23 protein-coding genes are annotated in these 25,940 nt (G+C 73.2%); 14 read left to right on the forward strand and 9 right to left on the reverse strand.

All coding sequences use genetic code 11. The features are described from left to right. Nucleotides 1–70 precede the first annotated feature (70 nt). From ACZ6RT_RS19200 to ACZ6RT_RS19210, 3 genes are read right to left on the reverse strand one after another with little or no spacing between them, the layout of a single operon-like run. Nucleotides 71–1,027, reverse strand: coding sequence for a PASTA domain-containing protein (locus ACZ6RT_RS19200; RefSeq protein ID WP_470155064.1), 957 nt, complete (start codon nucleotides 1,025–1,027; stop codon nucleotides 71–73). Further along, the gene (locus ACZ6RT_RS19205; protein WP_470155270.1) at nucleotides 1,024–1,368 is read right to left on the reverse strand and encodes a sigma-70 family RNA polymerase sigma factor; all 345 of its coding nucleotides are present in this window, start codon (nucleotides 1,366–1,368) and stop codon (nucleotides 1,024–1,026) included. Before ACZ6RT_RS19205 ends, ACZ6RT_RS19200 begins: the two co-directional genes overlap by 4 nt. Nucleotides 1,369–1,374: 6 nt before the next feature. Continuing rightward, nucleotides 1,375–1,524, reverse strand: coding sequence for a hypothetical protein (locus ACZ6RT_RS19210; RefSeq protein WP_470155066.1), 150 nt, complete (start codon nucleotides 1,522–1,524; stop codon nucleotides 1,375–1,377). Nucleotides 1,525–1,618: 94 nt separating this feature from the next. On the opposite strand from ACZ6RT_RS19210, the gene ACZ6RT_RS19215 reads away from it, so the two are divergent. Beyond that, nucleotides 1,619–2,704 carry an adenosine deaminase gene (locus ACZ6RT_RS19215; RefSeq protein ID WP_399185719.1) on the forward strand — a complete coding sequence of 362 codons (1,086 nt, stop codon included), beginning with the start codon at nucleotides 1,619–1,621 and terminating at the stop codon, nucleotides 2,702–2,704. Between the two features lie 88 nt (nucleotides 2,705–2,792). On the opposite strand, the gene ACZ6RT_RS19220 is transcribed toward ACZ6RT_RS19215, so the two are convergent. Then, a complete protein-coding gene (locus tag ACZ6RT_RS19220; RefSeq protein WP_470155068.1) occupies nucleotides 2,793–5,054 on the reverse strand; it encodes an ATP-binding protein in 2,262 nt (753 codons plus the stop codon). A 374-nt stretch (nucleotides 5,055–5,428) separates the two neighbouring features. Between ACZ6RT_RS19220 and ACZ6RT_RS19225 the strand changes: the two genes are divergently transcribed. Together ACZ6RT_RS19225 and ACZ6RT_RS19230 are read left to right on the forward strand one after the other, a co-directional pair. Then, nucleotides 5,429–6,142 (forward strand): class I SAM-dependent methyltransferase, encoded by a 714-nt coding sequence (locus tag ACZ6RT_RS19225; protein ID WP_344890109.1) that lies wholly within the window; start codon nucleotides 5,429–5,431, stop codon nucleotides 6,140–6,142. A 288-nt stretch (nucleotides 6,143–6,430) separates the two neighbouring features. Further along, nucleotides 6,431–6,643: a hypothetical protein gene (locus ACZ6RT_RS19230; RefSeq protein ID WP_470155069.1), complete on the forward strand. Its 213-nt coding sequence runs from the start codon at nucleotides 6,431–6,433 to the stop codon at nucleotides 6,641–6,643. 123 nt (nucleotides 6,644–6,766) lie between these two features. Here ACZ6RT_RS19230 and ACZ6RT_RS19235 read toward each other — a convergent pair whose 3' ends face one another. Next, the gene (locus ACZ6RT_RS19235; protein ID WP_399185716.1) at nucleotides 6,767–7,912 is read right to left on the reverse strand and encodes an acetyl-CoA C-acetyltransferase; all 1,146 of its coding nucleotides are present in this window, start codon (nucleotides 7,910–7,912) and stop codon (nucleotides 6,767–6,769) included. A 294-nt stretch (nucleotides 7,913–8,206) separates the two neighbouring features. After that, nucleotides 8,207–8,581: a winged helix-turn-helix transcriptional regulator gene (locus ACZ6RT_RS19240; protein ID WP_399185715.1), complete on the reverse strand. Its 375-nt coding sequence runs from the start codon at nucleotides 8,579–8,581 to the stop codon at nucleotides 8,207–8,209. A 67-nt stretch (nucleotides 8,582–8,648) separates the two neighbouring features. Here ACZ6RT_RS19240 and ACZ6RT_RS19245 point away from each other — a divergent pair, with 67 nt between their 5' ends. Continuing rightward, complete coding sequence (locus tag ACZ6RT_RS19245) at nucleotides 8,649–9,545, forward strand: NAD(P)-dependent oxidoreductase (protein WP_470155071.1); 897 nt, start codon at nucleotides 8,649–8,651, stop codon at nucleotides 9,543–9,545. A 108-nt stretch (nucleotides 9,546–9,653) separates the two neighbouring features. Here the strand turns inward: ACZ6RT_RS19245 and ACZ6RT_RS19250 are convergent, their stop codons facing one another. Next, nucleotides 9,654–10,454 carry a class F sortase gene (locus tag ACZ6RT_RS19250; protein WP_470155073.1) on the reverse strand — a complete coding sequence of 267 codons (801 nt, stop codon included), beginning with the start codon at nucleotides 10,452–10,454 and terminating at the stop codon, nucleotides 9,654–9,656. A 52-nt stretch (nucleotides 10,455–10,506) separates the two neighbouring features. Next, on the reverse strand, nucleotides 10,507–11,436 hold the full coding sequence (locus tag ACZ6RT_RS19255; protein ID WP_399185712.1) for a hypothetical protein: 930 nt from the start codon (nucleotides 11,434–11,436) through the stop codon (nucleotides 10,507–10,509). A 488-nt stretch (nucleotides 11,437–11,924) separates the two neighbouring features. Between ACZ6RT_RS19255 and ACZ6RT_RS19260 the strand changes: the two genes are divergently transcribed. The 10 genes from ACZ6RT_RS19260 (at nucleotide 11,925) to ACZ6RT_RS19305 (ending at nucleotide 23,779) form a co-directional block, all read left to right on the forward strand. Then, complete coding sequence (locus ACZ6RT_RS19260) at nucleotides 11,925–12,938, forward strand: sugar phosphate isomerase/epimerase family protein (protein WP_470155075.1); 1,014 nt, start codon at nucleotides 11,925–11,927, stop codon at nucleotides 12,936–12,938. A gap of 269 nt (nucleotides 12,939–13,207) precedes the next feature. Beyond that, a complete protein-coding gene (locus tag ACZ6RT_RS19265; protein WP_470155076.1) occupies nucleotides 13,208–14,095 on the forward strand; it encodes a transketolase in 888 nt (295 codons plus the stop codon). Continuing rightward, nucleotides 14,092–15,045: a transketolase family protein gene (locus tag ACZ6RT_RS19270; RefSeq protein ID WP_399185709.1), complete on the forward strand. Its 954-nt coding sequence runs from the start codon at nucleotides 14,092–14,094 to the stop codon at nucleotides 15,043–15,045. The genes ACZ6RT_RS19265 and ACZ6RT_RS19270 overlap by 4 nt, the downstream gene beginning before the upstream one ends. After that, entirely contained in the window at nucleotides 15,038–16,726 is a 1,689-nt protein-coding gene (locus ACZ6RT_RS19275) for an FGGY family carbohydrate kinase (RefSeq protein WP_470155078.1), read from the forward strand. The genes ACZ6RT_RS19270 and ACZ6RT_RS19275 overlap by 8 nt, the downstream gene beginning before the upstream one ends. Beyond that, a complete protein-coding gene (locus ACZ6RT_RS19280) occupies nucleotides 16,723–17,397 on the forward strand; it encodes a DUF2291 family protein (RefSeq protein WP_470155080.1) in 675 nt (224 codons plus the stop codon). The genes ACZ6RT_RS19275 and ACZ6RT_RS19280 overlap by 4 nt, the downstream gene beginning before the upstream one ends. Further along, nucleotides 17,394–18,941, forward strand: coding sequence for a sugar ABC transporter ATP-binding protein (locus ACZ6RT_RS19285; protein WP_399185706.1), 1,548 nt, complete (start codon nucleotides 17,394–17,396; stop codon nucleotides 18,939–18,941). The genes ACZ6RT_RS19280 and ACZ6RT_RS19285 overlap by 4 nt, the downstream gene beginning before the upstream one ends. Next, the gene (locus tag ACZ6RT_RS19290; RefSeq protein WP_399185705.1) at nucleotides 18,938–20,050 is read left to right on the forward strand and encodes an ABC transporter permease; all 1,113 of its coding nucleotides are present in this window, start codon (nucleotides 18,938–18,940) and stop codon (nucleotides 20,048–20,050) included. Before ACZ6RT_RS19285 ends, ACZ6RT_RS19290 begins: the two co-directional genes overlap by 4 nt. A 214-nt stretch (nucleotides 20,051–20,264) precedes the next feature. Further along, complete coding sequence (locus ACZ6RT_RS19295; RefSeq protein WP_470155083.1) at nucleotides 20,265–21,299, forward strand: substrate-binding domain-containing protein; 1,035 nt, start codon at nucleotides 20,265–20,267, stop codon at nucleotides 21,297–21,299. A gap of 148 nt (nucleotides 21,300–21,447) precedes the next feature. Next, complete coding sequence (locus ACZ6RT_RS19300; protein WP_470155085.1) at nucleotides 21,448–22,446, forward strand: sugar-binding transcriptional regulator; 999 nt, start codon at nucleotides 21,448–21,450, stop codon at nucleotides 22,444–22,446. A 142-nt stretch (nucleotides 22,447–22,588) separates the two neighbouring features. Then, a complete protein-coding gene (locus tag ACZ6RT_RS19305) occupies nucleotides 22,589–23,779 on the forward strand; it encodes a PQQ-dependent sugar dehydrogenase (RefSeq protein WP_470155087.1) in 1,191 nt (396 codons plus the stop codon). A 32-nt stretch (nucleotides 23,780–23,811) separates the two neighbouring features. Here the strand turns inward: ACZ6RT_RS19305 and ACZ6RT_RS19310 are convergent, their stop codons facing one another. Then, nucleotides 23,812–25,041 carry a glycerophosphodiester phosphodiesterase family protein gene (locus ACZ6RT_RS19310; RefSeq protein ID WP_399185701.1) on the reverse strand — a complete coding sequence of 410 codons (1,230 nt, stop codon included), beginning with the start codon at nucleotides 25,039–25,041 and terminating at the stop codon, nucleotides 23,812–23,814. Nucleotides 25,042–25,940: the final 899 nt, after the last annotated feature.

The raw sequence follows: 25,940 nt of genomic DNA on the forward strand, positions 1-25,940 counted from the left end.
CCTTTGAGGTGAAAATGTAATTATCGAAGCGCGGGGGAAACGGCGAGAGGGATCGACCGCCGATCCGGTCTCACTTCGCGGCCTCCACCCCTTCGGCGATCTTCCTCATCTCGGCCTCGGCCCGGTCGCCGAACCCACCGGCGTAGCCGGGGCTCATCATGACCTCGACGGCCACGTCCCGGTTCTCGGTCCACACGAGCGTGAGGGTGCCGTTCTCGTCGATCCGGGAGGCGGCCTCGCCCGCCCGGACGAGGTAAGCGGTGCGCCCGTCGATCGTGATCGGCTCGGCGCCCTGCCGTTCGTACCCCCTCATCCGCTTCTTCAGCTGTGCGACGGCTCCATCCCGGTAGACCACGGCCTGGACGTCGTACTCTCCCTCGGGCAGGCCCGGCCGCTGCCACGTCGTGGTGTAGCTCGTGGTGCCGAAGCCATTCTTTCCCGACCACTTCCCCCATTCCAGGCCGTCGGGCAGGTAGCCGAACCTGACGCCGCCGAACGCGCGGCCGTCCCCGAGGTCACCGAGGTCCTGCGGCATCGTCGTCTTCTCCTCGGGGCCGTCGGCCGTCGAGGACGGGCCGGGCCGGGCCGGGTCGATCGCCACCAGCCTGACCGCGGACCCGCGGGGGACGCTCTCCCCGATCTCGGGGGTCTGCTCGACCACCAGGCCCGCCTCGCCGGTCTCTCCCTCGACGCTCGCCGTCAGGCCCGCCGCCTCCAGGACCACCCTGGCCTCGGCCACGGTCATCTTGATCGCGCGCGGCACCTCGACCGGCGGGGCGATCCCGGCCCTGGCCTCGGACTCCGTCCCGGCCGGACCGGCCACCGCGGCCCGCGGCCCCTCGGTCAGCGCCAGGTACGAGGGCACGGCCCCGGCGACCGCGACCGTGACCAGGGCGGCCCCGGCCGTGCGGACCCGGACCCGCCTGCCGCGGTGCCGGCGGCGGATCCTCGTGCCCATCAGGGAGGAGGCCCGCACATCGGCCACGTGCTCCCCCATCGCCTCGGACAGTTCCTGTTCCAGCGTCATCCCCGTACCCCTTCCAAGGTGCCCATCCGCTCGCGGATCCTGGCCAGCCCCCGTGCGGCCTGGCTCTTCACGGTCCCCGCCGAGCAGCCCATCAACGTGGCGGTCTCGTTCTCCGACAGGTCCTCCCAGTAGCGCAGCACCAGCACCGCCCGCATCCGCGCGGGCAGCCTGCGCAGCTCGGCCAGGAGCGCGTCGCGCAGGTCCACGTCCGGCGCGTCCACCGCGGTCTCCGGGGGACGGGCGAAGGTGATCTCCTGGATCACCCTGCGGCGCCGGGAGACGTTGATCGCGGCGTTCACCACGACCCTGCGGGCGTAGGACTCGGGATTGTCGTGCCGGATCCGGCTTCAGTGCCGGTAGACCTTCTCCAGCGCGTTCTGCACCAGGTCCTCGGCGTCGTGCGGCGACGCGCCGCAGACCAGGATCGCGGTACGCAGCAGCGCCGTACTCCGTGCGGCCAGGAACTCGTCGAAGGCCGCCTCGTCTTCTTCCGTCATCGAGGTCCCCTTTCGCCCTCCCCAACGTATGGAGACCCCGTCAGGTTGAGACCAAGAAACATCGCGACCACCCCGGGTACGGCACCATGTTGAAATGCCACGTCCCCTCAGCGAACTGCCCAAGGCTCACCTGCACCTGCACTTCACCGGCTCCATGCGGCACTCGACGCTCGTCGAGCTCGCCCTCGAGCACGGCTCACACCTTCCCGACGCCCTGAAGGAGGACTGGCCGCCGCAGCTGCGGGCGACCGACGAACGGGGCTGGTTCCGCTTCCAGCGGCTGTACGACATCGCGCGCTCGGTGCTGCAGCGCGAGAGCGACGTCTACCGCCTGCTGCGCGAGGCGGCCGAGGACGAGGCGGCCGAGGGGTCGGGCTGGCTGGAGATCCAGATCGACCCGTCCGGGTACGCCTCGACGTTCGGCGGCCTCACCTCGGCCATGGAGCTGATGCTCGACGCGACGCGCAGGGCCGCCGACCACGCCGGGATAGGGATCGCGGTGGTGGTGGCCGCCAACCGCACCCGCCATCCCCTGGACGCCAAGACGCTCGCCCGTCTGGCCACGCGCTACATGGACCAGGGCGTGATCGGGTTCGGGCTCTCCAACGACGAGCGGCGCGGCCGGGCCCGCGACTTCGACGGGGCCTTCCGGCTCGCCAAGCGGGCCGGGCTGCTGGCCGTGCCGCACGGCGGGGAACTGCTGGGGGCCGCCAGCGTGGCCGAGTGCGTGGACGTGCTGGAGGCCGACCGGGTCGGCCACGGGGTACGCGCGGCCGAGTCGCCGTGGCTCATGGAGCGCCTGGCCGGGCGGGGGATCGCCTGCGAGGTCTGCCCGACGTCCAACGTCGGCCTCGGGGTGGTCGAGCGGGCCGAGGACGTGCCGCTGCGGCGCCTGTTCGAGGCGGGGGTGCCGATCGCGCTGGGCGCCGACGACCCGTTGCTCTTCGGTGCCCGGCTGCTGCCCCAGTACGAGCTGGCCAGGCAGGTGTACGGCTTCTCCGATCCGGAGCTGGCCGAGCTGGCCCGCCAGTCGATCCGGGTCTCGGCGGCCCCGGAGGAGGTGCGCAAGAGGCTCTTCCAGGGCATCGACGACTGGCTGGCGTCGGACGCCGGGCGGGACGACGACCGGCCGACGTCGGACGCCGAGCGGATCGGCGACCGGCCGGCGTCGCAGGGGTGAGCGGGACGACCGGCCGGCGTCGGACGGCTGAGGGGGACGAGCGGACCGGCCGGCGCCGGCCGGCCGGGCGGGGCGACCGGACCGGCCCTCACCGCAGGGCGTAGGCGACCGCCGCGTCCGGCTCGTCCCCGTAGCCCTCGGCGAAGAGCGCCTCGTAGGTCTCGTCGCCGAGCAGCTGCCTGGCGGTCCGCTGGGCGACGGTCCTCGGCTCGGACATGCCCTCGGAGCCGAGGTCGCGGAGCCCGAAGGTCGCCCCGAGCCGTACCCCCGCCCCCTGGAGCCTGGCGGTGCGGCGGCCGTCGCCCTGGACCGCGGCGATCACCGCGAGCTGGTCGACGGCCAGCGCCACCCCGATGGCGTCGCGCAGGCGCCACTTGGCGTCGAGCGACTGCCGGGCGGCCTCCGCCGCCTCGGCCGGCCGGCCGAGGCCGAGCAGGGCGATGGACAGCACGTAGTCCCCGCAGGCGCGGACCCAGCGTTCGCCGCGCGCGTCGCAGAGCCGCTGCACCTCCTGCAGCACCGAGACGGCCCGGCCGAACTCGCCGCGCCAGGTGACGGCCATCGCCGCCGTCACCAGCGCGAGCGGCTCGCCGACCGTGGCGGTCCCGGCCCTGCGGAAGTACTCGCGCACGCGCTCGACGCGGGGCTCGACCTCGTCCAGGGCGCCGGCGAGCAGCGACCGGCTGGCCAGCCCGAGCTGAGCGTGCCCGGCCGCCGCGTGGTCCCCCCGGTCGAGCGCCGCGGACAGGGCGGCCTCGGCCCGGCAGCGGCCCTGCTCCAGCTCGCCCCGGGCGATGGCCACGCAACCGTCCGCCCACAGCAGCCGGGGCAGTCCGGGATCCGTCACCGGGGCCGTCTCGATGGCCCGGCCCATGTGGTAGCGGCCCTCGTTCAGCCGTCCCAGGCAGAACCAGAGGATCCAGAGCGTGCCGGCCAGCTCGACGCGGACCGGGGAGGTCGCGTCGAGGGCGGCGCGCAGGTCGGCCATGGAGAAGGTCAGCCTGGCCGCCCACTCCTCCTGCCCGGGTCCGTACCAGCCGGCCTCGGCCCGGCGCGCCAGGTCCAGGTAGTGGTGGCGGTGCCGGCGCGTCGTCGTCGCCTCGTCGCCGCGCAGGGCGAGCCGCTCGCCGCCGTACTCCCTGACCGCGACCGGCTGCCGGTAGCCACCGGGGATCCGGTCCAGCAGGAACCGCGCGGCCAGCCGCTCCAGCAGCTCCGGCACGTCGTACAGGTCCCCGCCGCCGCAGATCCACTCGGCGTCGGCCGCCGTGAAGCCCCCCGCGAAGACCGAGAGCCCGGCCCAGAGCGATCGCTCCCTGCGGGTGCAGAGGTCGTGGGCCACGTCGAGCGCGGCGCGCACGGCCCGGTCGCAGGTGTCCGGGTCGCGCACGGGCTCGTCGAGGACGGTCCCGGCGAGGGCGGCCCCGCCGGGAAGGGCCCGCGGGCGCACGGCCGGGGCGCCCCTGCCGGACGGCGCGCGCAGGCGGCTCTCCACCAGGTCCGCGAGCCGTCCGGGCGACACCGTGCGGAGCCCTCCGGCCGCCAGTTCGACGGCGAGCGGGACGCCGTGCAGCAGGCGGCAGATCCTGAGCCCCGCCTCCGCCGTCATCCTCGCGGTCGTGCCCGTCTCCGCGGGCGTCCCCGCCGTCGCCCGCGCCTCCGCGGTCGCGCCCTTCTCCGCGGGCGTCCCGGTTCCCGTCCGTGCCGGGCCGGTCCCGGCCGGTTCCGCCCTCGGCACGGCGGCGGCGCGGTCGAGGAAGAAACGGAGCGCGTCGCCGCCCGCCGGCCCCTCCCACGAGGAGCGTCCCTGCGTCCAGGGACGCACCGCCGGGCCGGTGGGGTCCTGCGGGCCGGGCACGTCGAAGGGGTCGACGTGCAGCAGCGCCTCCCGCGAGAGTCCCAGCGGGCGGCGGGAGGTCACGACGATCCGCACGTCCGGAGCGGCCGCCCCGATTGCGGTGACGAGCTCCCGGCAGGCCGGCAGGATGTGCTCGCACCCGTCCAGGAGCAGCAGGAGCCTCCTGCCCGCGAGGAACCCGGCCAGCGCCTCGGTCTGCGGCCGCGCGGACCGCTCGGGAAGGCCGAGCACGGCCGCGACCGTGTCGGCGAGCAGGGCGCCGTTGCGCTCACCGGACAGCTCCACCAGCCAGGCGCCGTCCGGATGGCGGCCGTGCCGCTCCCGCGCGGCCCTGACCGCGATCCGGGACTTGCCGACGCCTCCGGCACCGGTGACCGTGGTCAGCGGCGTGCCGGCCACGAGCTTCAGCAACCGCCGCACCTCGCTCTCCCGGCCGATGAGGGGATCCGTCTCCGCGGGGAGGTTCCCACGCCACCACTGGACCTGTTCCATGGGTTCGCGCTCCTTTTTCACTTACCGGGAATCGCACTCCTCCCACATCACGAACCGGCGGGGTCATCGTTTTCCAGGGGGGTTTCCTTGCCCTGCGGTGCACATCTCACCGCCGCATCCGGGCCGGACTTCTCCCGTACGGAGGAAAGGGCGAGAATGCAGGTGCTTTATCGGTGATTCGGCGGAGCCGGTAACCAGGGGCGGGCCGGGGCCCCGGCCGCGGCGGGGCGCGGACGGCCGGGTCCGGCATCGATCGTCGGGAGGCCGCGGTGCGGGCGGGGCCACTAGACTCTGGCTGTCCCTGATCCGCGGTTCGCGCCGCGGCCTTCCCCGAACGAGCTGGACGGAACCGCATGTCTGGGTATGACCGCGTAGTGCAACCCGCGGCCGGTGACGAGGCCCTGGAGAACCACCTCGGTGGGGACGAGGCCAAGAACTACCGGCAGTACGAGTTCGACATGGTCGCCCCGCACGTGGGCCGTTCCATGCTGGAGATCGGCTCCGGCCTGGGCCATTTCGCCGAGCAGTTCCTGCCCCGCCTGGACCGGCTGGTGGTCAGCGACTTCGACCCCTACTGCGTGGAGCAGCTGAACAAGCGCTTCGAGGGCCGCGACGACATCGACGTGCTGCAGTTCGGCCTGCCGACCGAGATCCCGATCGGCGAGAAGGTCGACACCGTCGTGCTGATGAACGTCCTGGAGCACATCGAGGAGGACGTCGAGGCCCTGCGGTCGCTGGCCGACGTCACCCTCCCGGGCGGCCGGATCATCATCTGGGTGCCGGGCTACATGCAGCTGTACGGGGACTTCGACCGCAAGGTCGGCCACGTCACCCGCTACACCCCCGCCACCCTGCGCAGCACGGTCTCCAAGGCGGGCCTGGACATCGACGTGCTCAAGCCGATCAACTTCCTGGGCGGCATCGCCTGGTGGGCCGCGGTGCGGCGCGGTGGCGTCGGCTACCCCGACCCCCGCCTGGTCAAGATCTACGACCGTACGGTGGTGCCGCTGACCCGGCTCATCGAGCGCTTCGTCCGCCCGCCGTTCGGGCAGACCGTCTTCTGCGTCGCCCGCGTCCCCAAGAAGTGACGCGCCTGTCGCGGTGACCCGCGCGCCGGCACCTCGCGCGCGTCAGCGGCCCGCGCGATGGAACCGCCCCGCGGCTGGAACCGCCTCGCGCGCCGCCGCCGGAAAACGTCTTGCACGTCCCGGCGGCGGCGGCGTAACCTCGTCCACATGTGGATCAACTCCTAGAGCCGGCGTCGATCAGCCATCGCTGATCCGCCCGCACTCAGCCGTCAGGCCCGTCCGTTCCGACGCGGCAGCTGAGTCTCGACCGGGATCTCACCGCGTCGCCACATGCCTCAAGGAGTCCATATGCGAATTCACGCCGCCCAGAAGCGCGACGGCGGACCCGTGTCCGCCCTCCCCGTCACGACCGTCAAGATCAACGGACCGTTCGAGCCGCGGACCCCGCCGGCCGAGCGCGTCATGCCCCCGGCACCCAAGCGGACGCCGAGGCAGATGCCGCCGATGCCGACCAGGCCCACCCGGCAGCCGCGCCGCATCCCGGGCAAGGGTGGTCGCTGATCCCCTGGCCACGGCCCCAGCCCCGGAGGAATCCGGGGCCGGGGCCTTTCCGTGTGCCGCGGGACCTCGATCACATCTCGCGGTCGCGCGCCGCGGCCCCCGCGAGGTGCCGCGGACGCCGGGTCACAGACGCTCGATGATCGTGACGTTGGCCTGGCCGCCGCCCTCGCACATCGTCTGCAGCCCGTACCGGCCGCCGGTCCGCTCCAGCTCGTGCAGGAGCTTGGTCATCAGGATCGCGCCGGTGCCGCCCAGCGGGTGACCCAGGGCGATCGCGCCGCCGTTCGGGTTGACCTTGGCCGGGTCGGCGCCCAGGTCGTTGATCCACGCCAGCGGGACCGGGGCGAACGCCTCGTTGATCTCGGTGACGTCGATGTCGTCGATGGAGAGGTTCGCCCGCTTGAGCGCCTTCTGCGTCGCCGGGATCGGCGCGGTCAGCATGTAGACCGGGTCGTCGCCGGTGAGCGCCAGGGTGACGATGCGCGCCCTGGGGGTCAGGCCGTGGTCGCGGACCGCCTGCTCGGAGGCGATCAGGAGCGCTCCCGAGCCGTCGGAGATCTGCGAGGAGGTGGCGGCCGTGATCCGGCCGTCCTCCCGCAGCGTCTTCAGCGACGCCATCTTCTCCAGGGTGGTGTCCGGGCGGGGGCCTTCGTCGTCCTCGACGCCGTTGATCGGGGCGATCTGGTCCTTGAAGTGGCCGTTCGCGATGGCCTTCGCCGCCCGCTGGTGGCTCTCGTACGCGTACCGCTCCAGCTCGTCGCGCTTGAGGTTCCACTTCTCGCACATGAGCTCGGCGCCGCGGAACTGGGAGATCTCCTGCTTGCCGTAGCGCTCGACCCACTTCTCACCGAAGGGGAAGGGCATGCCCTTCTCCAGGGCGGCGGTGATGCTCGACCCCATGGGGACGATGCTCATCGACTCCACCCCGGCGGCCACGACCAGGTCCTGGGTGCCCGAGAGCACTCCCTGGGCCGCGAAGTGGATCGACTGCTGGGAGGAGCCGCACTGGCGGTCGATGGTCACACCGGCGACGCTCTCCGGCAGGCCCGCCGACAGCCAGGCGTTGCGCGCGATGTCCATGCTCTGCGGGCCGAACTGCATGACACAGCCCATGATCACGTCCTCGACCGCGGACGGGTCGACCCCGGTGCGCTCGATCAGCGCTCCCAGGGTGTGCGCGGCCAGATCGGTGGGGTGGACGGTGGACAGACCGCCCTTCTTCTTACCGACCGGGGTACGGACCGCCCCGACGATGTACGCCTCTGCCACAGTGCCTCCTGCGTATGAAACCGAGCAATGTTCGGTCAGTAGGAGATTACAACAGAACTTTCGTCCACGCCTTCCCAGGGCGGGCCTTCGCCCGCCGCCGCGAGGCCGGACCCGGCCCGAGGGCGAACCGGCCCGAGGGCGGACCGGCCCGAGGGCGGACCGGCCGCCGGGGGCCGGGCAGTCCGACGAGCCCGCGAACCCGCCGCCCGCCCCGCCTGTCACCGGGCACCGGTCGTGCGACGGCCCGGGGTCACGTACCCCGAGGTGGGCACCCACTTTCAGGTGCGTACTTGATCAGATCGAGCGCGACGGGGAGTCTGGTGAAGGCGCGCCACGCACCCCGACCGACACCCGATCCTCCTCAAGGTGCCGCCTGCCCCAGACGTCCAGGACTTCGAGTGCCTCGAAGAGCCCTCGTCCCTTCGCGGTCAGCGAGTACTCCACCTTCGGTGGCGACTCGTCGTAGACCTCGCGGTGGACGATCCCGTCCGTCTCGAGCTCGCGCAGCTGCTCGGTGAGCACCTTCTCGCTGATGCCCTGCACCAGCCGCCTGGTCTCACCGAAACGGCGGGGCCGCTCGGCGAGCGTCCACAGGAGGAACGTCTTCCACTTGCCCTGGACGACGTCGATCGCGGCGCCGACGCCACAGACGTGTACCTCGCGGGTCATGTCCCCTCCGACCTCCGACCTCCGGCCGATCCACACTCGCCCTCAATCCTCTGAACGGGAGCACCCTATGAGCCATTCCCCCAGCCTGCCCTCGGCGTCGCCGGTGACCGTCCTCGGCCTCGGGCCGATGGGCCGTACCCTGGCCACCACCTTCCTGCGGGCCGGCCACCCCGTCACCGTCTGGAACCGCACGCCGGGCAAGGCCGCCGAGGTGGTGGCCGAGGGCGCCGTCCTCGCCGCCACGGCCGCCGAGGCGGTCGCCGCGAGCCCCCTCGTCATCGTCTGCGTGCTGGACTACGACGCCGTCCACGCCATCCTCGAACCCGTGGCCGGTGAGCTGGCGGGCCGCACGGTGGTGAACCTCACCGCCGACTCCCCCGACCGTGCCCGCGCCACCGCGGCCTGGGCCGCCGGGATCGGCGCCGGTTACCTGGACGGTGCGATCATGGTCCCCACCACCGTGATCGGCAGCTCCTCTACCCTCGTCCTGTACAGCGGGCCCGAGTCCGTGTACGAGGCGCACCGGCCGGTGCTGCAGCACCTGGGCGGCGCGGCCGTGCACCTCGGCACCGACCCGGGCCGGGCCGCCGCCCACGACGTGGCGCTGCTGGACGTCTTCTGGACCGCGATGAGCGGCATCGTGCACGCCTTCGCGCTGGCCGCGGCGGAGAACATCTCCGCCCGGGACCTCGTCCCGTACGCCAAGGGGATCAGCGCCCTGCTCCCCGACATCATGGACGACTTCGCCATCAAGATCGACAAGGGCGAGTATCCGGCGGACGGCTCCGACCTGCTCTCGGCCGCGGCCGGGATGGAGCACATCGTCCACACGGCGCGGGGACACGGCCTCGACACCGGCGTGCTGGCCGCCGCCCACGCCACCGCCCGGCGGGCGATCGACGCGGGCCGGGGCTCCGACAGCTTCGCGCGCCTCGTCGAGACGATCCGGACCCCGTCGGCGTGACGCCGGCATGACGTCGGCCTGCCCGCCGGGACCCGGCCTGAGCACGGGGACCCGGCGTGACCGCGGGGACCGGCACGCCGCAGGGGTCCGGGACGGCCGGGGAACGGCTCAGGCGCTCCTGGTGCTCGTCATGGTCGCGTAGGCGATGACGTTGTCGGTGTAGTGGCCGGTCGCGCGGTCGTAGACGCCACCGCACGTGATCAGGTGCAGCCGCGGGACGGGCGACTCCCCGTACACCCGCTGGGTGGGGAAGACCGACTTCTCCGCCTGCTCCAGCCCGCCGACCGTGTAGACGGCGATGATGCCGTCCTTGCGGTGCACCTCGATGACGTCGCCGTTGCGGATCTCGTCGAGGCGGCTGAACACCGCGCTTCCCGAGCGGGTGTCCTTGTGCCCGAGCATGATCGCGGGGCCGGCCTCGCCGGGGGTGGGACCCGAGCGGTACCAGCCGACCAGGTTCGGGTTGCCGACCGGCGGCACCTCGATCGCGCCCTTGCGGTCCAGCCCCACCGACCTGACCGGCGCGTTGACGCCGAGCTTGGGGATGACCAGGCGTACCGGGGACGAGGGCTGCATGGGCGGTGCCGCCGGCACGGTGGGCTGCGGCGGCGGCGCGGTCGCGGGCCCCTTGAAGTACGGGTCGGCCGGCGCCCCGGCCACCTCGCTGCGGGGCGGCAGCGTGGTGCGCCCGTCGGCCAGGCCGTACTCCTCCGGGGAGGCCAGCATGAACAGCACGCCCACCAGCACCGTGACCACCCCGGCGATCCCCGCCAGGATGAGCACCGACCGCATCACCCGCCCGCCGTCGAGGGCGGGAGGCTCCGGGGGTGGCCACTCCCCGTACGCCGGGCCGTACTGCTGCGCGCCGGGCGGCGGGTAGGGCCGGCCCACCGGCCCGTACCCGGGCACCTGTCCCGGCGGCCATCCATCCGGCGGAGGGGTCGTCATCCGGCGGCCCCGATCAGCCGCGCCCGGCGGTGCGGCGCCGCAGCACCAGGCCCCCGGCCCCGGCGAGTGCCACCATCAGCATGCCGCTGAACATGATCGTGCGGGCGTCCGGCCCGGCGTCCCCGCCACCGCCCGTGGAGGCCGCGCCGTCGGGGGTCTCCTCGATCTGCTCGTCGGAGCTCCTGGTGGGCTTGGAGGTCCTGGTCCGGGTGACGGTGATCGTCGGCTTGGGGGTGGCCGAGGCGCTGGGGGTGACCGACGCGCTGGGGGTCACCGAGGCACTCGGGGTGACCGAGGCGCTCGGGGAGGTCGAGGTGGAGATCGTCGCCTTGACCGTGACCTGCAGCGCCGCCGCGCTCGCCTGCACCGGATCCGCGACGCTGCAGCTGAACAGCTCGGTGTCGGTCCCGGTGCCCGTCCCGGTGCCGGTGTTCATCAGGACGCTGAAGGTGTCGGGCCGGAAGGCGACGACGCCGGTGGCGGTGGGCGTCACCGTGACGACCAGCGGGGGCGCGGTCAGCGGCTGGCCCGACGGGATCGCGGCGGCGGGAGCGGTGGCGGCGACCGACCGCAGCCCCGTGGGGACCAGCGCGGGCGTGCTGGGAACGCTGTAGACGTCCATGTCGGCGTCGATCACGAGCCGCATGGTCGACGGGATGGGCATGGGCGCCACGAAGGAGGGCGTCCCGCTGGGGGCGCCGATCTTCCAGGTGGCCGTGAGCGGCGCGTTGGTCACCGCCGCGGTCGGACCGGTGAGGTCCATCTGGAACGCGAACGTGGGTGCGGTGGCCGTGCCCCCCACCACCGTGCAGGTGTAGGTGACGGGCTTGGGGGCGGCGTAGATCGAGGCGAGCGCCGGGAACGCACCGAAGACGCCTACGCCCGCCGCCGCGATCACGGCCGTCTTGACCGCTATGCGCCGCCGCGTCCTGGACTTCAGCACGATCTCTCCTCGTTCCGGATGTCACCGGCTCGTACCGGTGGGGGGCTTACAGGTCTCGGTCAAGGTTCGGCATAGATCCTACGAACACAGACCCGGCCATGCGAGCGGGTCGGCTAAACGGACACAAATTCCCATCTATCCCACCGCAAACGCCACGCTACATGGACGAAGCACGAATGGCGGGACGAAAGCCGTCTTCCCTGGCAACCGATACATGTTACCGACATGTTTCGCCGAAGATCGCCATAAGCCTCCCGGCCGCCTGACGGCCGTCGCCATGTGCCCGCGACCCATGGGTGGCGGCGCAGGGGTCACGGGGAAAAACCTGGTCAAGGTCGACGTCACCGCAGGTGGGAACCTTTCGACCCGCGGCCCCGGCGGGCACGGCGGAACCGGCCCGCCCGTCCAGGGGGTGACTCCGGAGCGTCGCGGACGTTGCCGAAAGATTTCATTGACATGGACGCCCGGCTGATCCTACCGTCATGGTTATGTCTAGTCACTCACGCATAGATATTCAAGAGCCGACCTTCGGCGCAGGTATCTGGCACTTCGGGCGGTACGTGGACCGGTACGCCACCGACGGCTACGGCCCGCCGGTCAGCACGCTGGAGGCGATCGACCTGGCCGGGCAGGTGGGTGATCTGTCCGTGGTGGACCTGACATTCCCCTTCGACCCGCCCGAGCTCGGCCTGGACGAGGTGAAGGCGGCCCTGGAGCGCAACGGCCTGCGGACGATCGCGGTCACGCCGGAGATCTACACCCGGCGTTTCGTCCGCGGCGCGTTCACCAACCCCGACGCCGAGGTGCGCCGCCAGGCGGTCGAGCTGGTCTCCCAGGGTGCCGAGACGGCCCGGGAGCTGGGATGCGACTACGTGAAGCTCTGGCCGGGCCAGGACGGGTGGGACTACCCCTTCCAGGCCGACCACTCCGAGCTGTGGCGCTTCTCCCTGGACGCGGTGCGCGAGCTGGCCACGGCCTTCCCCGACCTGCGCTTCGCGATCGAGTACAAGCCGCGCGAGCCGCGCAACAGCATCGTCTTCTCCTCCGCGGCCAAGACCCTGCTGGCCATCGAGGAGATCGGCCTGCCCAACGTCGGCGTCCTGCTGGACTTCGGCCACTCCCTCTACGGCGGCGAGTCCCCGGCGGACGCGGCGCGGCTGGCGATCTCCCGCGGGCGCCTGTTCGCCATCGACGTCAACGACAACCACCGCGGCTGGGACGACGACATGGTCGTCGGCTCGGTCCACCTGACCGAGACCTTCGAGTTCTTCTACGCGCTGCGCGACGCGGGCTGGGACGGCGTCTGGCAGCTCGACCAATTCCCGTTCCGTGAGAACTCGGTGGAAGCCGCCCGAGCGGGTATACGGATGATGAGGAACATCCATCGTGCTCTCGACCTGGTGGACCGCGAGGCCCTCGCCGCCGCGCAGAAGGCCCAGGACGCGCTGGCCGCGCAGCGCATCGTCCAGCAGGCCCTGCTGAGCTCCCTCGCCGAACGGTGACGCCCCCGCCCCGCCGGCCCCCCGGCGCCGTTCCCCGGCTCCCGGCCGGAATCCTCCCCCTCGCCTCCGGTCCGGGCCCCCGCCCCGGCCTCCGCGGGAACCCGCCTCCCCGGGCCCCTGCGGAAGCCCCGGGGCTCCCCGAGCCTTCCCCCGGGCCCTTCCCCGGTCCGTCCGCGAGCCCTTCCCCGGGCTCTCCCCCGGCGGGCGGGCCACCGGCCACCCCTGCGGAGACGACCATGTCGAGAACCACGTCGAGAAATGGAAGCGCCATGTTGACCGCTGATCCGCTGCGCGTCACCGAGTACCGGGAGGTCTCCGGGCGCATCCGCGCGGGGGACCCCCGGGACGCGGTCGCCGAGCTGGAGCGTGTCTCCGTCCAGGTCCGCCGGAGCATCGTCCAGATGATCTCCCGAGCCGGGCTGGGTCACGTCGGCGGCGACCTGTCGGTCACCGACATCCTGGTCGCCTGCTTCTACGGGGTGCTGTCGGTGGACCCCGAACGTCCCCGCTGGGAGGGCCGCGACCGGTTCGTGCTGAGCAAGGGCCACTGCGCGGCGGCCCTGTACTCGACCCTGGCGCACTGCGGCTTCTTCCCGACGGCCGAGCTGGAGACCTTCATGGCCCCGCTCTCGGCCCTCAACGGGCACCCCAACAAGATCAAGGTGCCCGGCGTGGAGACGAACACCGGGGCGCTCGGGCACGGGTTCCCGGTCGCCACCGGTTGCGCGCTCGGCGCCGAGCTGGACGGGGCGCCTTGGCGGACCGTGGTGGTGCTGGGCGACGGCGAGCTCCAGGAGGGGAGCAACTGGGAGGCGGCGATGACCGCGTCCCACTACGGGCTGTCGTCGCTGACGGCCGTGATCGACCGCAACCGCCTCCAGCAGGGCGCCCGTACCGAGGAGACCAAGACGCTGGAGCCGCTCGCCGACAAGTGGCGCAGCTTCGGCTGGGAGGTCCGCGAGGTCGACGGCCACGACCACCTCGCGCTGCTGGCCGCCCTGGAACGTTCCACCAGCGGCAGACCGGTCGTGGTCATCGCCAACACCGTCAAGGGAAAGGGCGTGTCGTTCATGGAGGACCGGGTGGAGTGGCACCACAAGGTGCCCAGTCCCGAGCAGGTCGAGGCGGCCCTCGCCGAGCTGGAGCCGGTCCGATGACGATCACCGACCAGCGGCCGACCTTCGACTCCCGCCAGGCGTTCGCCGAGGAACTGATCGCGCTCGCCCGCGCCGACGAGCGGATCGTCGCGGTGTGCAACGACTCCGTCGGGTCGAGCAACCTGGTGGGCTTCCGCCAGGAGTTCCCCCGCCGGCTGGTGAACGTCGGCATCGCCGAGCAGGACCTGGTGGGCGTCGCCGCGGGGCTGGCCAACGCGGGCAGGATCCCCTTCGTCTGCGCGGCGGCGCCGTTCCTCACCGGCCGCGCCCTGGAGCAGATCAAGGCCGACGTCGCCTACAGCGAGACGCACGTCGTGCTGTGCGGCCAGAGCCCCGGGATGGCCTACGGCGAGCTCGGCCCCACGCACCACTCCATCGAGGACCTGTCGTGGATGCGGGCGGTGGCCGGCCTGGACGTGGTCGTCCCGGCCGACCCGACGCAGACCCGCGCGGCCGTACGCTGGGCCGCCGCCTCCGGCAGGCCCTCCTACCTGCGCGTCCCCCGCTTCAAGGTGCCCGAGGTGACCCCCGGTGACGCCCCCTTCGAGCGCGGCCGGTCCGTCCTGCTGCGCGACGGCGGCGACGTCACGGTGGTCGCCGTCGGCTCGCTCGTCTCCCGGGCCCTGGAGGCCGCCGACCGGCTCCGGGACGAGGGCGTCTCGGTACGCGTGCTGAACATGCCCTTCGTGTCCCCGCTGGACGAGGAGGCCGTGGTGGCCGCCGCCCGCGAGACCCGGGGCATCGTCACCGCCGAGGAGGCCACGGTCAGCGGGGGGCTGGGCGCGGCCGTCGCCTCGGTCGTGGTGGCCCGCCACCCCTGCCCGATGCGGATCCTCGGCGTGCCGCGGGTCTTCGCCCCCACCGGGGACGCCTCGTTCCTGCTCGACCACTTCGGGCTCTCCGCCGACGGTGTCGCCACCGCCGTGCGCGAACTGCTGGGACATGGCTAGCACCGGCCCGCTCGTTCTGGCCGTCGACCAGGGAACGGGCTCCACCAAGGCGCTGCTCGTCGCCCGGGACGGCCGGGTCGTCTCGCGCGGATCGGCCCCGGTCTCCGAGAGCCAGCCCCGTCCGGGCCGGGTGGAGCAGTCGGCCGAGGAGATCTGGGAGAGCGTGCGCCGGGCCGTCGCCGACTGCGTCGACCCCTCGCTCGCCTCCCGGGTCGCCGGGGTCGGCCTCAGCACCCAGCGCGAGTCACTGGTGCTCTGGGAGCGCCGCACCGGCCTTCCGGCCGGTCCCCTGATCAGCTGGCAGGACCAGCGCACGGCGGCGGACTGCCTGGCGCTCGCCGCCACCGGCGCGGGCCCGGCGGTGCGCGCGTCCAGCGGGATGCCGCTGGACCCGATGTTCTCCGCGCTCAAGGCCCGCCGGCTCCTCGACGCCCACGACCCGGACCGCCGCCGCAGCCTGGCGGGCGAGCTGTGCCTGGGAACCGTCGACTCCTGGCTGCTGAGCCGCCTGGGCGGCGGCCCCGGGGACCGCGCCGGAGCCGGTGAGCACCTGATCGAGGTCGGCAACGCCTCCCGTACCCAGCTCATGAACCTGGCGACCCGGCGGTGGGACCCCGCGCTGCTCGGCCTGTTCGGCGTGCCGCGCGAGGTCCTGCCGAGGATCGTCCCCTCCCGCGGCCCCTTCCCCGCGGTCCGCGGCCTGGCGCCGCTCCCGGACGGGGTGCCCGTGCTGGCCGTGATGGGCGACTCGCACGCCGCGATGTTCGCGCACGGCGGGTGGCGGCCCGGCGTGGTCAAGGCCACCTACGGGACCGGCTCGTCGGTGATGGCCGTCGGCGAGGGCGAGGGCGGAGACGTGCCGGGGCTGTGCCGCAGCGTCGCCTGGGACGTGACCGGGCCGGTGCTCGCGGTGGAGGGCAACGTCCGGGCGACCGGCCGGACCCTCGGCTGGCTCGCCGACCTGTTCGGCACCACCACGCCGGCCCTTCTCGACGAGGCCGCGGAGACGTCGCTGGGCGTTCACCTGGTACCGGCCTTCGGCGGGCTGGGCGCCCCCTGGTGGGAGCCCGGCGCGACCGCGGTGCTGAGCGGCCTGACCCTGGGCGCCCGCCGCGGCCACCTGGTCGCCGCGGCCCTGGAGTCCGTGGCCTTCCAGGTCGAGGACGTGATCGCGGCGATCGAGCGGGCCACCGGCACGGTACGGGTGCTGCTGGCCGACGGCGGGCTGACCCGCAGCGACCGGATGATGCGGCTCCAGGCCGACATCGGCGGGCGGACGGTCTCGCGCTCGGCCGAGCACGACCTGTCCGCGCTCGGCGTGGCCGACGCGGCCGGGCTGGTGGCCGGCCTGTGGAGCCTGGCCGACCTGGAGGCCCGTCCCCGTCCGTCCGACGACTTCCACCCGGCCACCGGCGCGCCGGACCGGGCCGCCCGGCGCGCCGCCTGGCACCGGGCGGTCGGACGGTCCCTGCCCCGTACCGGGACGACCGCGCCCCCGCGGACCGGCGCGCACCGCGACACCGGCCCGGACACGCACCGGAACACCTTCCCGGACCTGCGCCCGGCCACCTTCCCGGACCTCCACCCGGACACCGGCCCGGACACCGGCCCGGACGGGGCCGGGTCTCACCCCACGAACCAGGAGGCGGGCGACAGCCTGGCCGAGAGGAGCGGCGCATGAGCACGCCGACCGAAGCGCAGGAACACGCCGGGAGCGCGTCCCGCCGGCGGATCCCGGCCAGGTGGATCGCGGCCGCCCTGGTCGCGCTCCTCCTCGCGGCCATCGGGTTCAGCACGCAGTACCGCTCGACGGAGTCGGCCGCGGCCTCGGGTCCCAAGCGGTTCGACCCGGCCGCGTTCGGCGCGCAGAACTACGAGAGCAAGGTCGTGCCCGCCATCGAGAAGAAGGCCGTCGAGCTGCCCGTGCTGGTGAGGGCGCTGGCCGCCGACAAGGACGCGGCCGGTGAGAGGTACGGCGTCCGCCAGGGCACCGGCCCCTACAGCTTCGCGGTCAAGGGCACCGGCGAGGCGGGGACGGCGAAGTCCGGGCTGATGCCGGTGACCGTGCCGGACCTGCCCGAGGGCACCCGGGTGTCGCTGCAGGTCGGCCCGGCCATCAACGGCACGGCGCTGCGGGACGCGGCCGGGTACATCACCTTCGGCCAGTTCCTCAACCAGGTGGAGTACGCCGACGCGGCCACCGCGCTGAACAACCAGATGCGCCAGAAGCTGCTCACCACCCTGGACGCGCCGAGCCTGGCCGGCAAGAAGATCACCTTCGTCGGTGCCTTCAGCCTGCTCAGCCCCTCCGTGGTGACCATCACCCCGATCTCGATCGAGGAGGCGTCGTGACGACCTCGGCCACCCCGATCCTGCGCGCCCGCGACGTCACCAAGGTCTACGGCGGCACGCACGCCCTCAAGGGCGTCGACTTCGAGGTCGCCTCCGGCCGGGTGACCGCGCTGTTCGGCGAGAACGGGGCCGGCAAGTCCACCCTGATGAAGATCCTCTCGGGGATCGAGTACCCGACCACCGGCCACGTCGAGATGGACGGGCGGCCCGTCGAGCTGCTCTCCCCCCGCGACGCCTCCGACCAGGGCATCTCGATCATTCACCAGGAGCTCAACCTCTGCCCCAACCTGAGCGTCCAGGACAACCTCTTCCTGGCCCGCGAGATCCACGGCGGGTTCGGCACGATCGACCGCGCCTCCCAGCGGGCCACCACCGTGGCGATCCTGCGCAGCCTGGAGGAGGACCTGGACCCCGACCGGCCGGTCGGGGACCTGAGGCTGGGCCAGCAGCAGGTCGTGGAGATCGCGCGGGCGCTCCTCCAGGAGGCCCGGGTACTGATCATGGACGAGCCCACCTCGGCGCTCACCGCGCCGGAGGTCGAGGTCCTGTTCCGGGTGATCCGGGAGCTGACCGCGAACGGGGTCGCGGTGGTCTACATCTCCCACCACCTGGACGAGGCCCTGGAGATCGCCGACGACGTGGTGGTGCTGCGCGACGGGCGGCGGGTCGCCACCGCCGACGCCGGCGCCGTCGACATCCGGTGGATCGTGGAACAGATGGTCGGCCGCGACCAGGACGCCCTGTTCCCGCACCGCACCCCGGTCGTCGGCGAGGAGCTGCTGACGCTGCGCGGGCTCACGGTGGCCGACCCGGCCAACCCCGACCGCCTGGCGATCGACTCCCTGTCGCTGAGCGTCCGCGAGGGCGAGATCGTGGGGATCTACGGCCTGATGGGCTCGGGCCGCACCGAGCTGCTGGAGGCGCTCGCCGGACGGATCCCCGCGCAGTCGGGAGAGGTGCTGCTCTCCGGCGACGCGCTGCAGGACGCGGGCATCCGCGACCGTATCGACCGGGGCGTGGTCCTGGTCCCCGAGGACCGCCAGCGCGACGGCCTGGTCCAGACGATGTCGGTGGGGCAGAACCTCTCCCTGGCCGGGCTGGGCCGGTTCGTCCGGCGGCTGTTCGTCTCGGCCGACCGCGAGCGGGACGCGGTGAACCGCATGATCTCCGACGTCACCGTCAAGACGGACGGCGCCGGGGCGCCCATCGGCTCGCTGAGCGGCGGCAACCAGCAGAAGGTGGTCATCGGCAAGGCGCTGCTGACCGGCCCGCGGGTGCTGCTGCTGGACGAGCCCTCGCGCGGCGTCGACGTCGGCGCCAAGGCGGACATCTTCGAGCTCATGGCGGCCCAGGCCAGGCGCGGCCTGGCCGTGGTGTTCACCACCTCGGACGCCGAGGAGGCCCTGCACATCCCCGACCGGCTGCTGGTGCTCGCCCGCGGGGTCGTCGCCGGTGAGTTCCGGCGCGGCGAGATCACCCGGGAGGAACTGATGAGTGTGTCGGACGGTGCCGCCATCGACGCGGCCGAGGAGGACGCGACGTGACCTCGCAGAGAACCACCCCCGCCCTACCGGCCCCGGGGGACGCCCCGCCGGAGAAGGTCGCGGCCGAGGCCCGCCGTCTGTCCCTGCTGAACGCCCTGTTCGAGCTGCGGGCGTTCATCGCGCTCGCGGTCCTGATCGTGGTCTTCGGCCTGCTGTCGGAGTCGTTCCTCACCGTGCCGAACCTCATCACGATGACCAAGCACGTCGCGATCAACGCGGTGATCGCGCTCGGCATGCTGCTGGTCATCCTCAAGGGCGGGATCGACCTGTCGGTCGGCTCGATCGTCGGGCTCTCCGGCGTCGTCGCCGGTGAGCTGCTCCAGGGCCTGCACCTCGGGTTCGTCGACATCATCGCCTACCCGCCGGTGTGGGGGGTGATCGCGCTCTGCATCGCGGTCGGCATGCTCGTCGGCCTGGTGAACGGCGTCCTGGTCACCCGCTTCAAGGTGGCACCGTTCATCGCCACGCTCGGCATGCTGTACGTGGCGCGCGGACTCGCCCTGCTGATCTCCGGCGGCACGACCTATCCCAACCTCGCCGGTTCCCCCGAGCTCGGCAACACCGGTTTCGACCTCCTCGGCAGCGGGCGGCCGCTCGGCCTGCCCACCTCGATCTGGATCATGATCGTCCTCGCCGTCGTCGTGACGCTGGTGCTCACCAAGACCCCGTTCGGGCGCTGGCTGTACGCCACGGGCGGCAACGAGCGGGCCGCCGAGCTCTCCGGCGTCCCGATCAACCGGGTCAAGACGGCCGTCTACGTGATCTCCGGCGCCTGCGCCGCGATCGCGGGCCTGATCATCGCCTCGGAGCTCACCTCGGCCGCGCCGCAGGCCGGTGAGACGTACGAGCTCAACGCGATCGCCGCGGTGGTCATCGGCGGCGCCGCGCTGAGCGGGGGGCGCGGCACCGTGCGGGGAACCCTCGTCGGTGCCTTCGTGATCGGCTTCCTCGCCGACGGCCTGGTGATCCTGGGCGTGTCGACGTTCTGGCAGATCCTCATCAAGGGGGCCGTGATCATCCTCGCGGTGATGCTGGACCAGGGCCAGCAGCGGTTCCAGCGGCGCGGCGCCGCGGTCTCGGCGGTGGTGGCCAGCAAACGACCCGACTGACCCCGCGCCCCGCGACCCGCGCGGCCCGCATCGGGCACCGGACCGCACCGGACCCGCACCGGACCCGCACCGGACCCCCACCGGGCCCGCACCACCCCGTCGAGCCGGCCGGACCCACCGGCCCCTCGCGGGAGAACGACCAGACGGCCGCCCCGTGGCGGCCACCCCTCACCCCCTCGCCCACACACCGTTCACCATTTTCCGGAGGCCGGAGATGTCCGTTCCCATCGTTGGTTCCATCCGCAGGCGGGGCCTCGGCCTCGCGCTCTCGCTGCTCGCCGGCACCTCGCTGCTGGCGGCGTGCGGGGGCGCCGAGACCTCGGCGCAGAGCGCGCCCACCGCGCAGACCAGCCAGGCGGCCGGCCCGTCCGGCGGCGGCGAGGCGGGGGGGCTGATCGCCATCATCACCCCGTCCCCGGACAACCCCTTCTTCAAGGCCGAGGCCGACGCGGCCAAGGTCAAGGCGGAGCAGCTCGGCTACCAGACGTCGGTGGCCTCGCACGACGACGACCCCAACAAGCAGAGCGAGCTGGTCGACGCCGCCATCTCCAGGAAGGCCAGGGCCATCATCCTGGACAACGCCGGTGCCGACGCGTCCATCGGCCCGGTCAAAAAGGCCGCGCAGAGCGGCATCCCGGTCTTCCTGATCGACCGGGAGATCAACGCGACCGGTGTGGCCAAGGCCCAGATCGTCTCCAACAACTCCCAGGGCGCCCAGCTGGCCGCCCAGTCGTTCGTGGAGGCCATGAAGGAGAAGGGCAACTACGTCGAGCTGGTCGGCAAGGAGTCCGACACCAACGCCAGCGTGCGCTCCAAGGGGTACGCCGACGTGATCTCCCAGTACTCGGACCTGAAGTCCGTGGCCAAGGAGAGCGCCAACTGGGACCAGCAGGAGGCGTTCAGCAAGATGGAGACCATCATCCAGAAGAACCGCGACATCCAGGGCGTCATCGCGGGCAACGACACGATGGCCCTCGGCGCGGTGGCGGCGCTCAAGGCCGCCGGGATGATCGACAAGGTGGTGGTGGTCGGTTTCGACGGCAGCCCGGACGCCATCGCCGCCATCAAGGCGGGCCAGATGCACGCGACCGCCCTCCAGCCGGCCGCGCTGGCCGCCGAGAGCGCCGTGGAGCAGGCCGACAAGCTGATCAGGACGGGCTCCACCGGCGCGGAGGAGAAGCAGTCCATCGACTGTGAGCTGGTCACCAAGGAGAACGCCGACGAGTTCGGGGTCTTCGGCAGGAAGTGACCGCCCACCGGGACCTCCGGCCGCCGCCCCGGCCGGAGGTTCCGGTCATGGCTCCCATGTCCGGGCTCACCGGGCATGAGGGAACCCGGGCCGGTACGCTGAGTGCCGGTCACGGAGCCGGTGCCACGATCTGATGAGGAGGCGGTGCATGGTCGTCCCCGAGCTGGGGCGGGTCCACCGTTCCGGCCGTGCCGTGGCCGTCGACCACCTGCGCCTGCTGGCGCGGGTGGCGCGGATGTACCACGAGCAGGGCATGCGGCAACCCGAGATCGCCGCGGCGCTGAGCATCTCGCAGCCGCGCGTCTCCCGCCTGCTCAAGGAGGCCATCACCCGGGGCATCGTCCGTACCGTCGTGGTGCTCCCCGAAGGGGTGCACACCGAGCTGGAGGAGGAGCTCCAGCGGCGCTACGGGCTGCGGGACGCGGTGGTGGTCGACACCGGCGGCGCCCGGGGCGACGTGATCCCGGCGCTGGGCTCGGCCGCCGCGGCCTACTTCGACACCACCTTCACGGGCGGCGACGTCATCGGCATCTCCTCCTGGAGCGAGACCCTGCTGGCCGCCGTCGAGCGCATGCACCCCAGGAACACCCAGGTCGCCGACCGCGTCATGCAGGTCGTCGGGGGGGTCGGCAGCCCCGAGGCCCAGGTGCACGCCACTCGGCTGATCAGCCGTCTGGCCGGCGTCACCCGCGCCCGGCCGGTGTTCGTCCCCTCGGCGGGCGTCGTGGGCACGCCGATGGTCCGCGACGCGCTGCTGCAGGACGCGGCGGTCGTCGAGGTGATGGCGCAGTGGCGGGAGCTGACCGTCGTCCTGGTCGGCATCGGCAGCCTGGAGCCCTCCCCGCTCCTGCTGCGGAGCGGCAACGCCGTCGGCCACGCCGACCAGGAGGAGCTCCGCTCGCTGGGCGCCGTCGGCGACGTGTGCCTGCACTTCTTCGACGCCCAGGGCGACGTGGTCGACTCGGCCTTCGACCGGCGGGTCGTCGGGATAGACGTCGAGACCTTCCGTGCCGTGGAGCGCCGGGTCGCCGTCGCCGGGGGCGAGCGGAAGTACTCCGCGATCAAGGCGGCCCTGCGGGGCGGGTGGATCAACGTGCTGATCACCGACCTGGACGTGGCCGAACGCCTGCTCGCCGAACCGGTCTGACCCCCGGGCCGGGGGGACTCCGCGCGGCGGTGTCCGGCCGCGCGGGACGCGCCAGGGCGCGAGCATGGACCAGCATGGGGTACGAAGGGTCGACCGGTTCCGGATCATCCGGCCGGGACGTCCGGTTTCAGGAGGGGTGAGCATGAGGAAGAACGCGAGCCGGATCGCGGCCGCCGCCGGGCTGACGGTCCTGCTGGCCGGCTGCGCGGGCGACCCGGCCACCCCGGGAACCGCTTCCGGAGCCGCCGCCACGCCGGTCGCGACCACCGCGAGCGCGAGCGCGCCCGCCACCGGGACGCCCGCCGCCGAGCGGAGCCCTTCGGCCTCCCCCGCGCCGGGCGGGACCGGGACACCGGATCTGGGCGCGGGCCGGGAGGTGGCGACCGGGATCCGGACCCCCTGGGGGCTGGCCTTCCTGCCGGGCGGCGACGCGCTGGTGGCCGAGCGCGACAGCGGCCGGATCCTCCGGGTCCCGGCCGGTGGCGGGCAGCCGCGCGAGGTCTACCGGGTGCCCGGCGTGACCCCGGGCGGGGAGGGCGGCCTGCTCGGGCTCGCCGTCTCGCCCGGCTACGACGAGGACCGGTACGTGTACGCCTACCTCACCGCCGCGTCCGACAACCGGATCGTGCGCTTCCGCCTCGACGACGCCACGCCCGAGACGGTGTTCGAGGGCATCGCCAAGGCCGGCATCCACAACGGCGGCCGCATCGCGTTCGGCCCGGACGGCATGCTGTACGCCGGGACCGGGGACGCGGGGGTGCGCGGCGCCTCGCAGGACCCGGACAGCCCGAACGGGAAGATCCTGCGGCTGACCCCGGAGGGCGAGCCCGCCCCCGGCAACCCGCGGGCGGGCTCGGCCGTGTACAGCCTCGGGCACCGCAACGTCCAGGGGCTGGCGTGGGACGCGCGGGGACGGCTGTTCGCCCTGGAGTTCGGGCAGAACGCGCTGGACGAGGTCAACCTCATCGAACCGGGCCGCAACTACGGCTGGCCGGAGGTGGAGGGCAAGGGCGACACCGCCGGGGGACGGTTCACCGACCCGCTGGTGACCTGGCCCACCGGCGAGGCGTCGCCGTCCGGCGCCGCCATCGCCGGGAACACGCTCTACGTGGCCGCGCTGCGCGGGGAACGGCTCTGGACGGTGCCGCTGCGCGACGGCCGGGCCGGTGAGCCCAGGGCCGAGCTGTCCGGGCGGTACGGCCGCCTGCGCACGGTCGCCGTGGCACCGGACGGGGCGCTCTGGCTGACCACGTCCAACACCGACGGGCGCGGTGACGTGCGCGACGGCGACGACCGGATCCTGCGCTACCCCGCGAGCCCCGGCACCGGGTGACGCGCGATCCCGCTCCCGCGGGGGCCCGGTCCTCAGTCCCCGGGGCGCAGGCTCTCCCGTACCGCGCGTGCCAGGCCGGGGTCGTCGGCGATGACGCCGTCCACCTTCAGCCGGTACAGGTGTCTCAGCCATGTCCTGACCTGTTCGGTGACGCGGTCGGTGTCGCGCCCGCGGCGCTCGGCCCGCAGCCGCGCGTCGAGCCTGCGGACCGTGGTGGCGTGCACCAGGAGGCCCTCGCGGTGGGCGTTCCTGACGAGCGCGGCCGGTGAGATCCGCCTGCCGTCGATGCCGCCGGTCTCCCCGGGCCCGATCCGCTTGGTGACCACGCCGATGCCGTCGGCGTACTCGGCGATCCTCGCCAGGCCCTTCGGCGTCACCATGTCGTCGTAGGTGCGCGGGTCACCGGCGCGCACCAGGTCGTACGGCGCCCCGGTCGCGGCGACGAACTGGATGAGCCGTATCCGGGTGAGGGGGCGCAGCCGCCCGAGGTTGCCGGGCTCGAAGGACTGGATGAACACCGGGTCGTGCTCGTCCTCCCAGCCGTACCGCTTGAACGTCTCCAGCAGCGGTTTCTCCAGCGGCAGGCCGATCGAGGCGAAGTAGGTGGGGAACTTGGTCTCGGCGTACACGCCCACCCCGTGCTTCTGCGCGAGCAGGACGATCTCGTCGAGCGTCGGGATGCGGGCCCTGCCGTCGTAGGCGGTGTTGTCGCGTCGTTGCCGGGCGTAGCGTTCCCTGGCGCGGAGCGTGCGCAGCTCGGCCAGGGTGAAGTCCTCGGTGAACCAGCCCGTGCGCCGGGCGCCGTTGACGAGCTTGGTCGTCCTGCGGGAGGCGAACTCGGGATGTCTCTCCACGTCCGTGGTCGCCGAGAGCTCGTTCTCGTGCCGGGCGACCAGCACGTGGTCCTTGGTCGAGACGAGGTCGGGCTCGATGAAGTCGGCGCCCATGGAGATGGCGACCCGGTACGACAGCAGCGTGTGCTCCGGCCGGAAGGCGCTGGCGCCGCGATGCGCGATGACGATCGGCGCGGCCTCGCGGTCCGCGCGGTCCGCGCGCCTGCCGGAGGCCGGGTTCCCGCGCCGTCCGGTCCTCGCGCCCGCGGCCCGCCCGGTGGTGGACGTCGCGGACCGTCCCGTCGGGTGACCGGGCCGTTCGGCCGCCTGGCCTCCCGCGCGCGTTCCCGTCGTCTCCGCGTGGTGGAGAGCGCCGATCGCGGCCATTCCTATGAGTACGGCCAGAACACCGGCCCGCGTCTTGCTCACCCGTGTACACCCCTCGCTCCGGCTCAGCGGGGGGACACATTGGCATAAGCCTCTATACCCGGACCGGATGCGCGAATGCCCAGTACAAGCAAGCAGCGGATGAAATGGGACGTAATCTACCTACCGGTGTGGCGGGAGCGGTCGTCCCGCCCATGCCGGTGACGGTGGTACGCCCGCGGCTGGCGTCCCGACCACCGCTCCCCGCCGCGCCGGGCCTCCGACCCGCGCCGCCCGAACGCGCGCCCGTCGTACCGCCCGTACGCCGGGCCCTGGGAACGCCCGAACCCACGGTCCTCGTAACGGCCGGACCCGCGGTCCTGCGAACGCCCGAACCCGCGGTCCCCGTAACGCCCGGACCCGCGGTCCCGCGAGGAGCCGAACCCGGGGCCCGGGGAACGTCCGGGTCCCCACCGACCGTCGCGTCCGGCACCGGTGCCGCGCCATCCGGACCCGTCCCGGCCGGGTCCGCGGCCGTACCCCGGGTCCAGGGAACGGTCGCGCTCCGCGTACCGTCCGGAGCCCGTTCCCCAGTCACCGGCCTCCCGGCCCCCGTACCGTCCCGGTTCCGTCCGGCCCGGCCGCCGCTCTCCCCACCCGCGCCCGGCGCCCGGCTCCGCCCGTCCGGGGTCCCGGCCGAACGTCCGGCTGAAGGAGCGCTCGGAGGTGCGCCGGTCGTACCGTCCGGTGTCCGCGTTCGGCCGCCTGACCGTCCAGGCCCCGGCGCGCTTCATCGCCGGTTTCGCCGGCCGCTTGGCGACCCAGCCGGAGGACCGGTCATGCGGTTGTTTCGAGTGCTGGACACCGCCGACGGCCGCCACACCGATGATTACGGCCACGACACCGGCCCGCATGACGCTCACCTGGGCACACCCCCGTCTTGTGATCGGTCGGGGGGCTCA

This window comes from Streptosporangium sp. NPDC050148 (assembly GCF_055586505.1).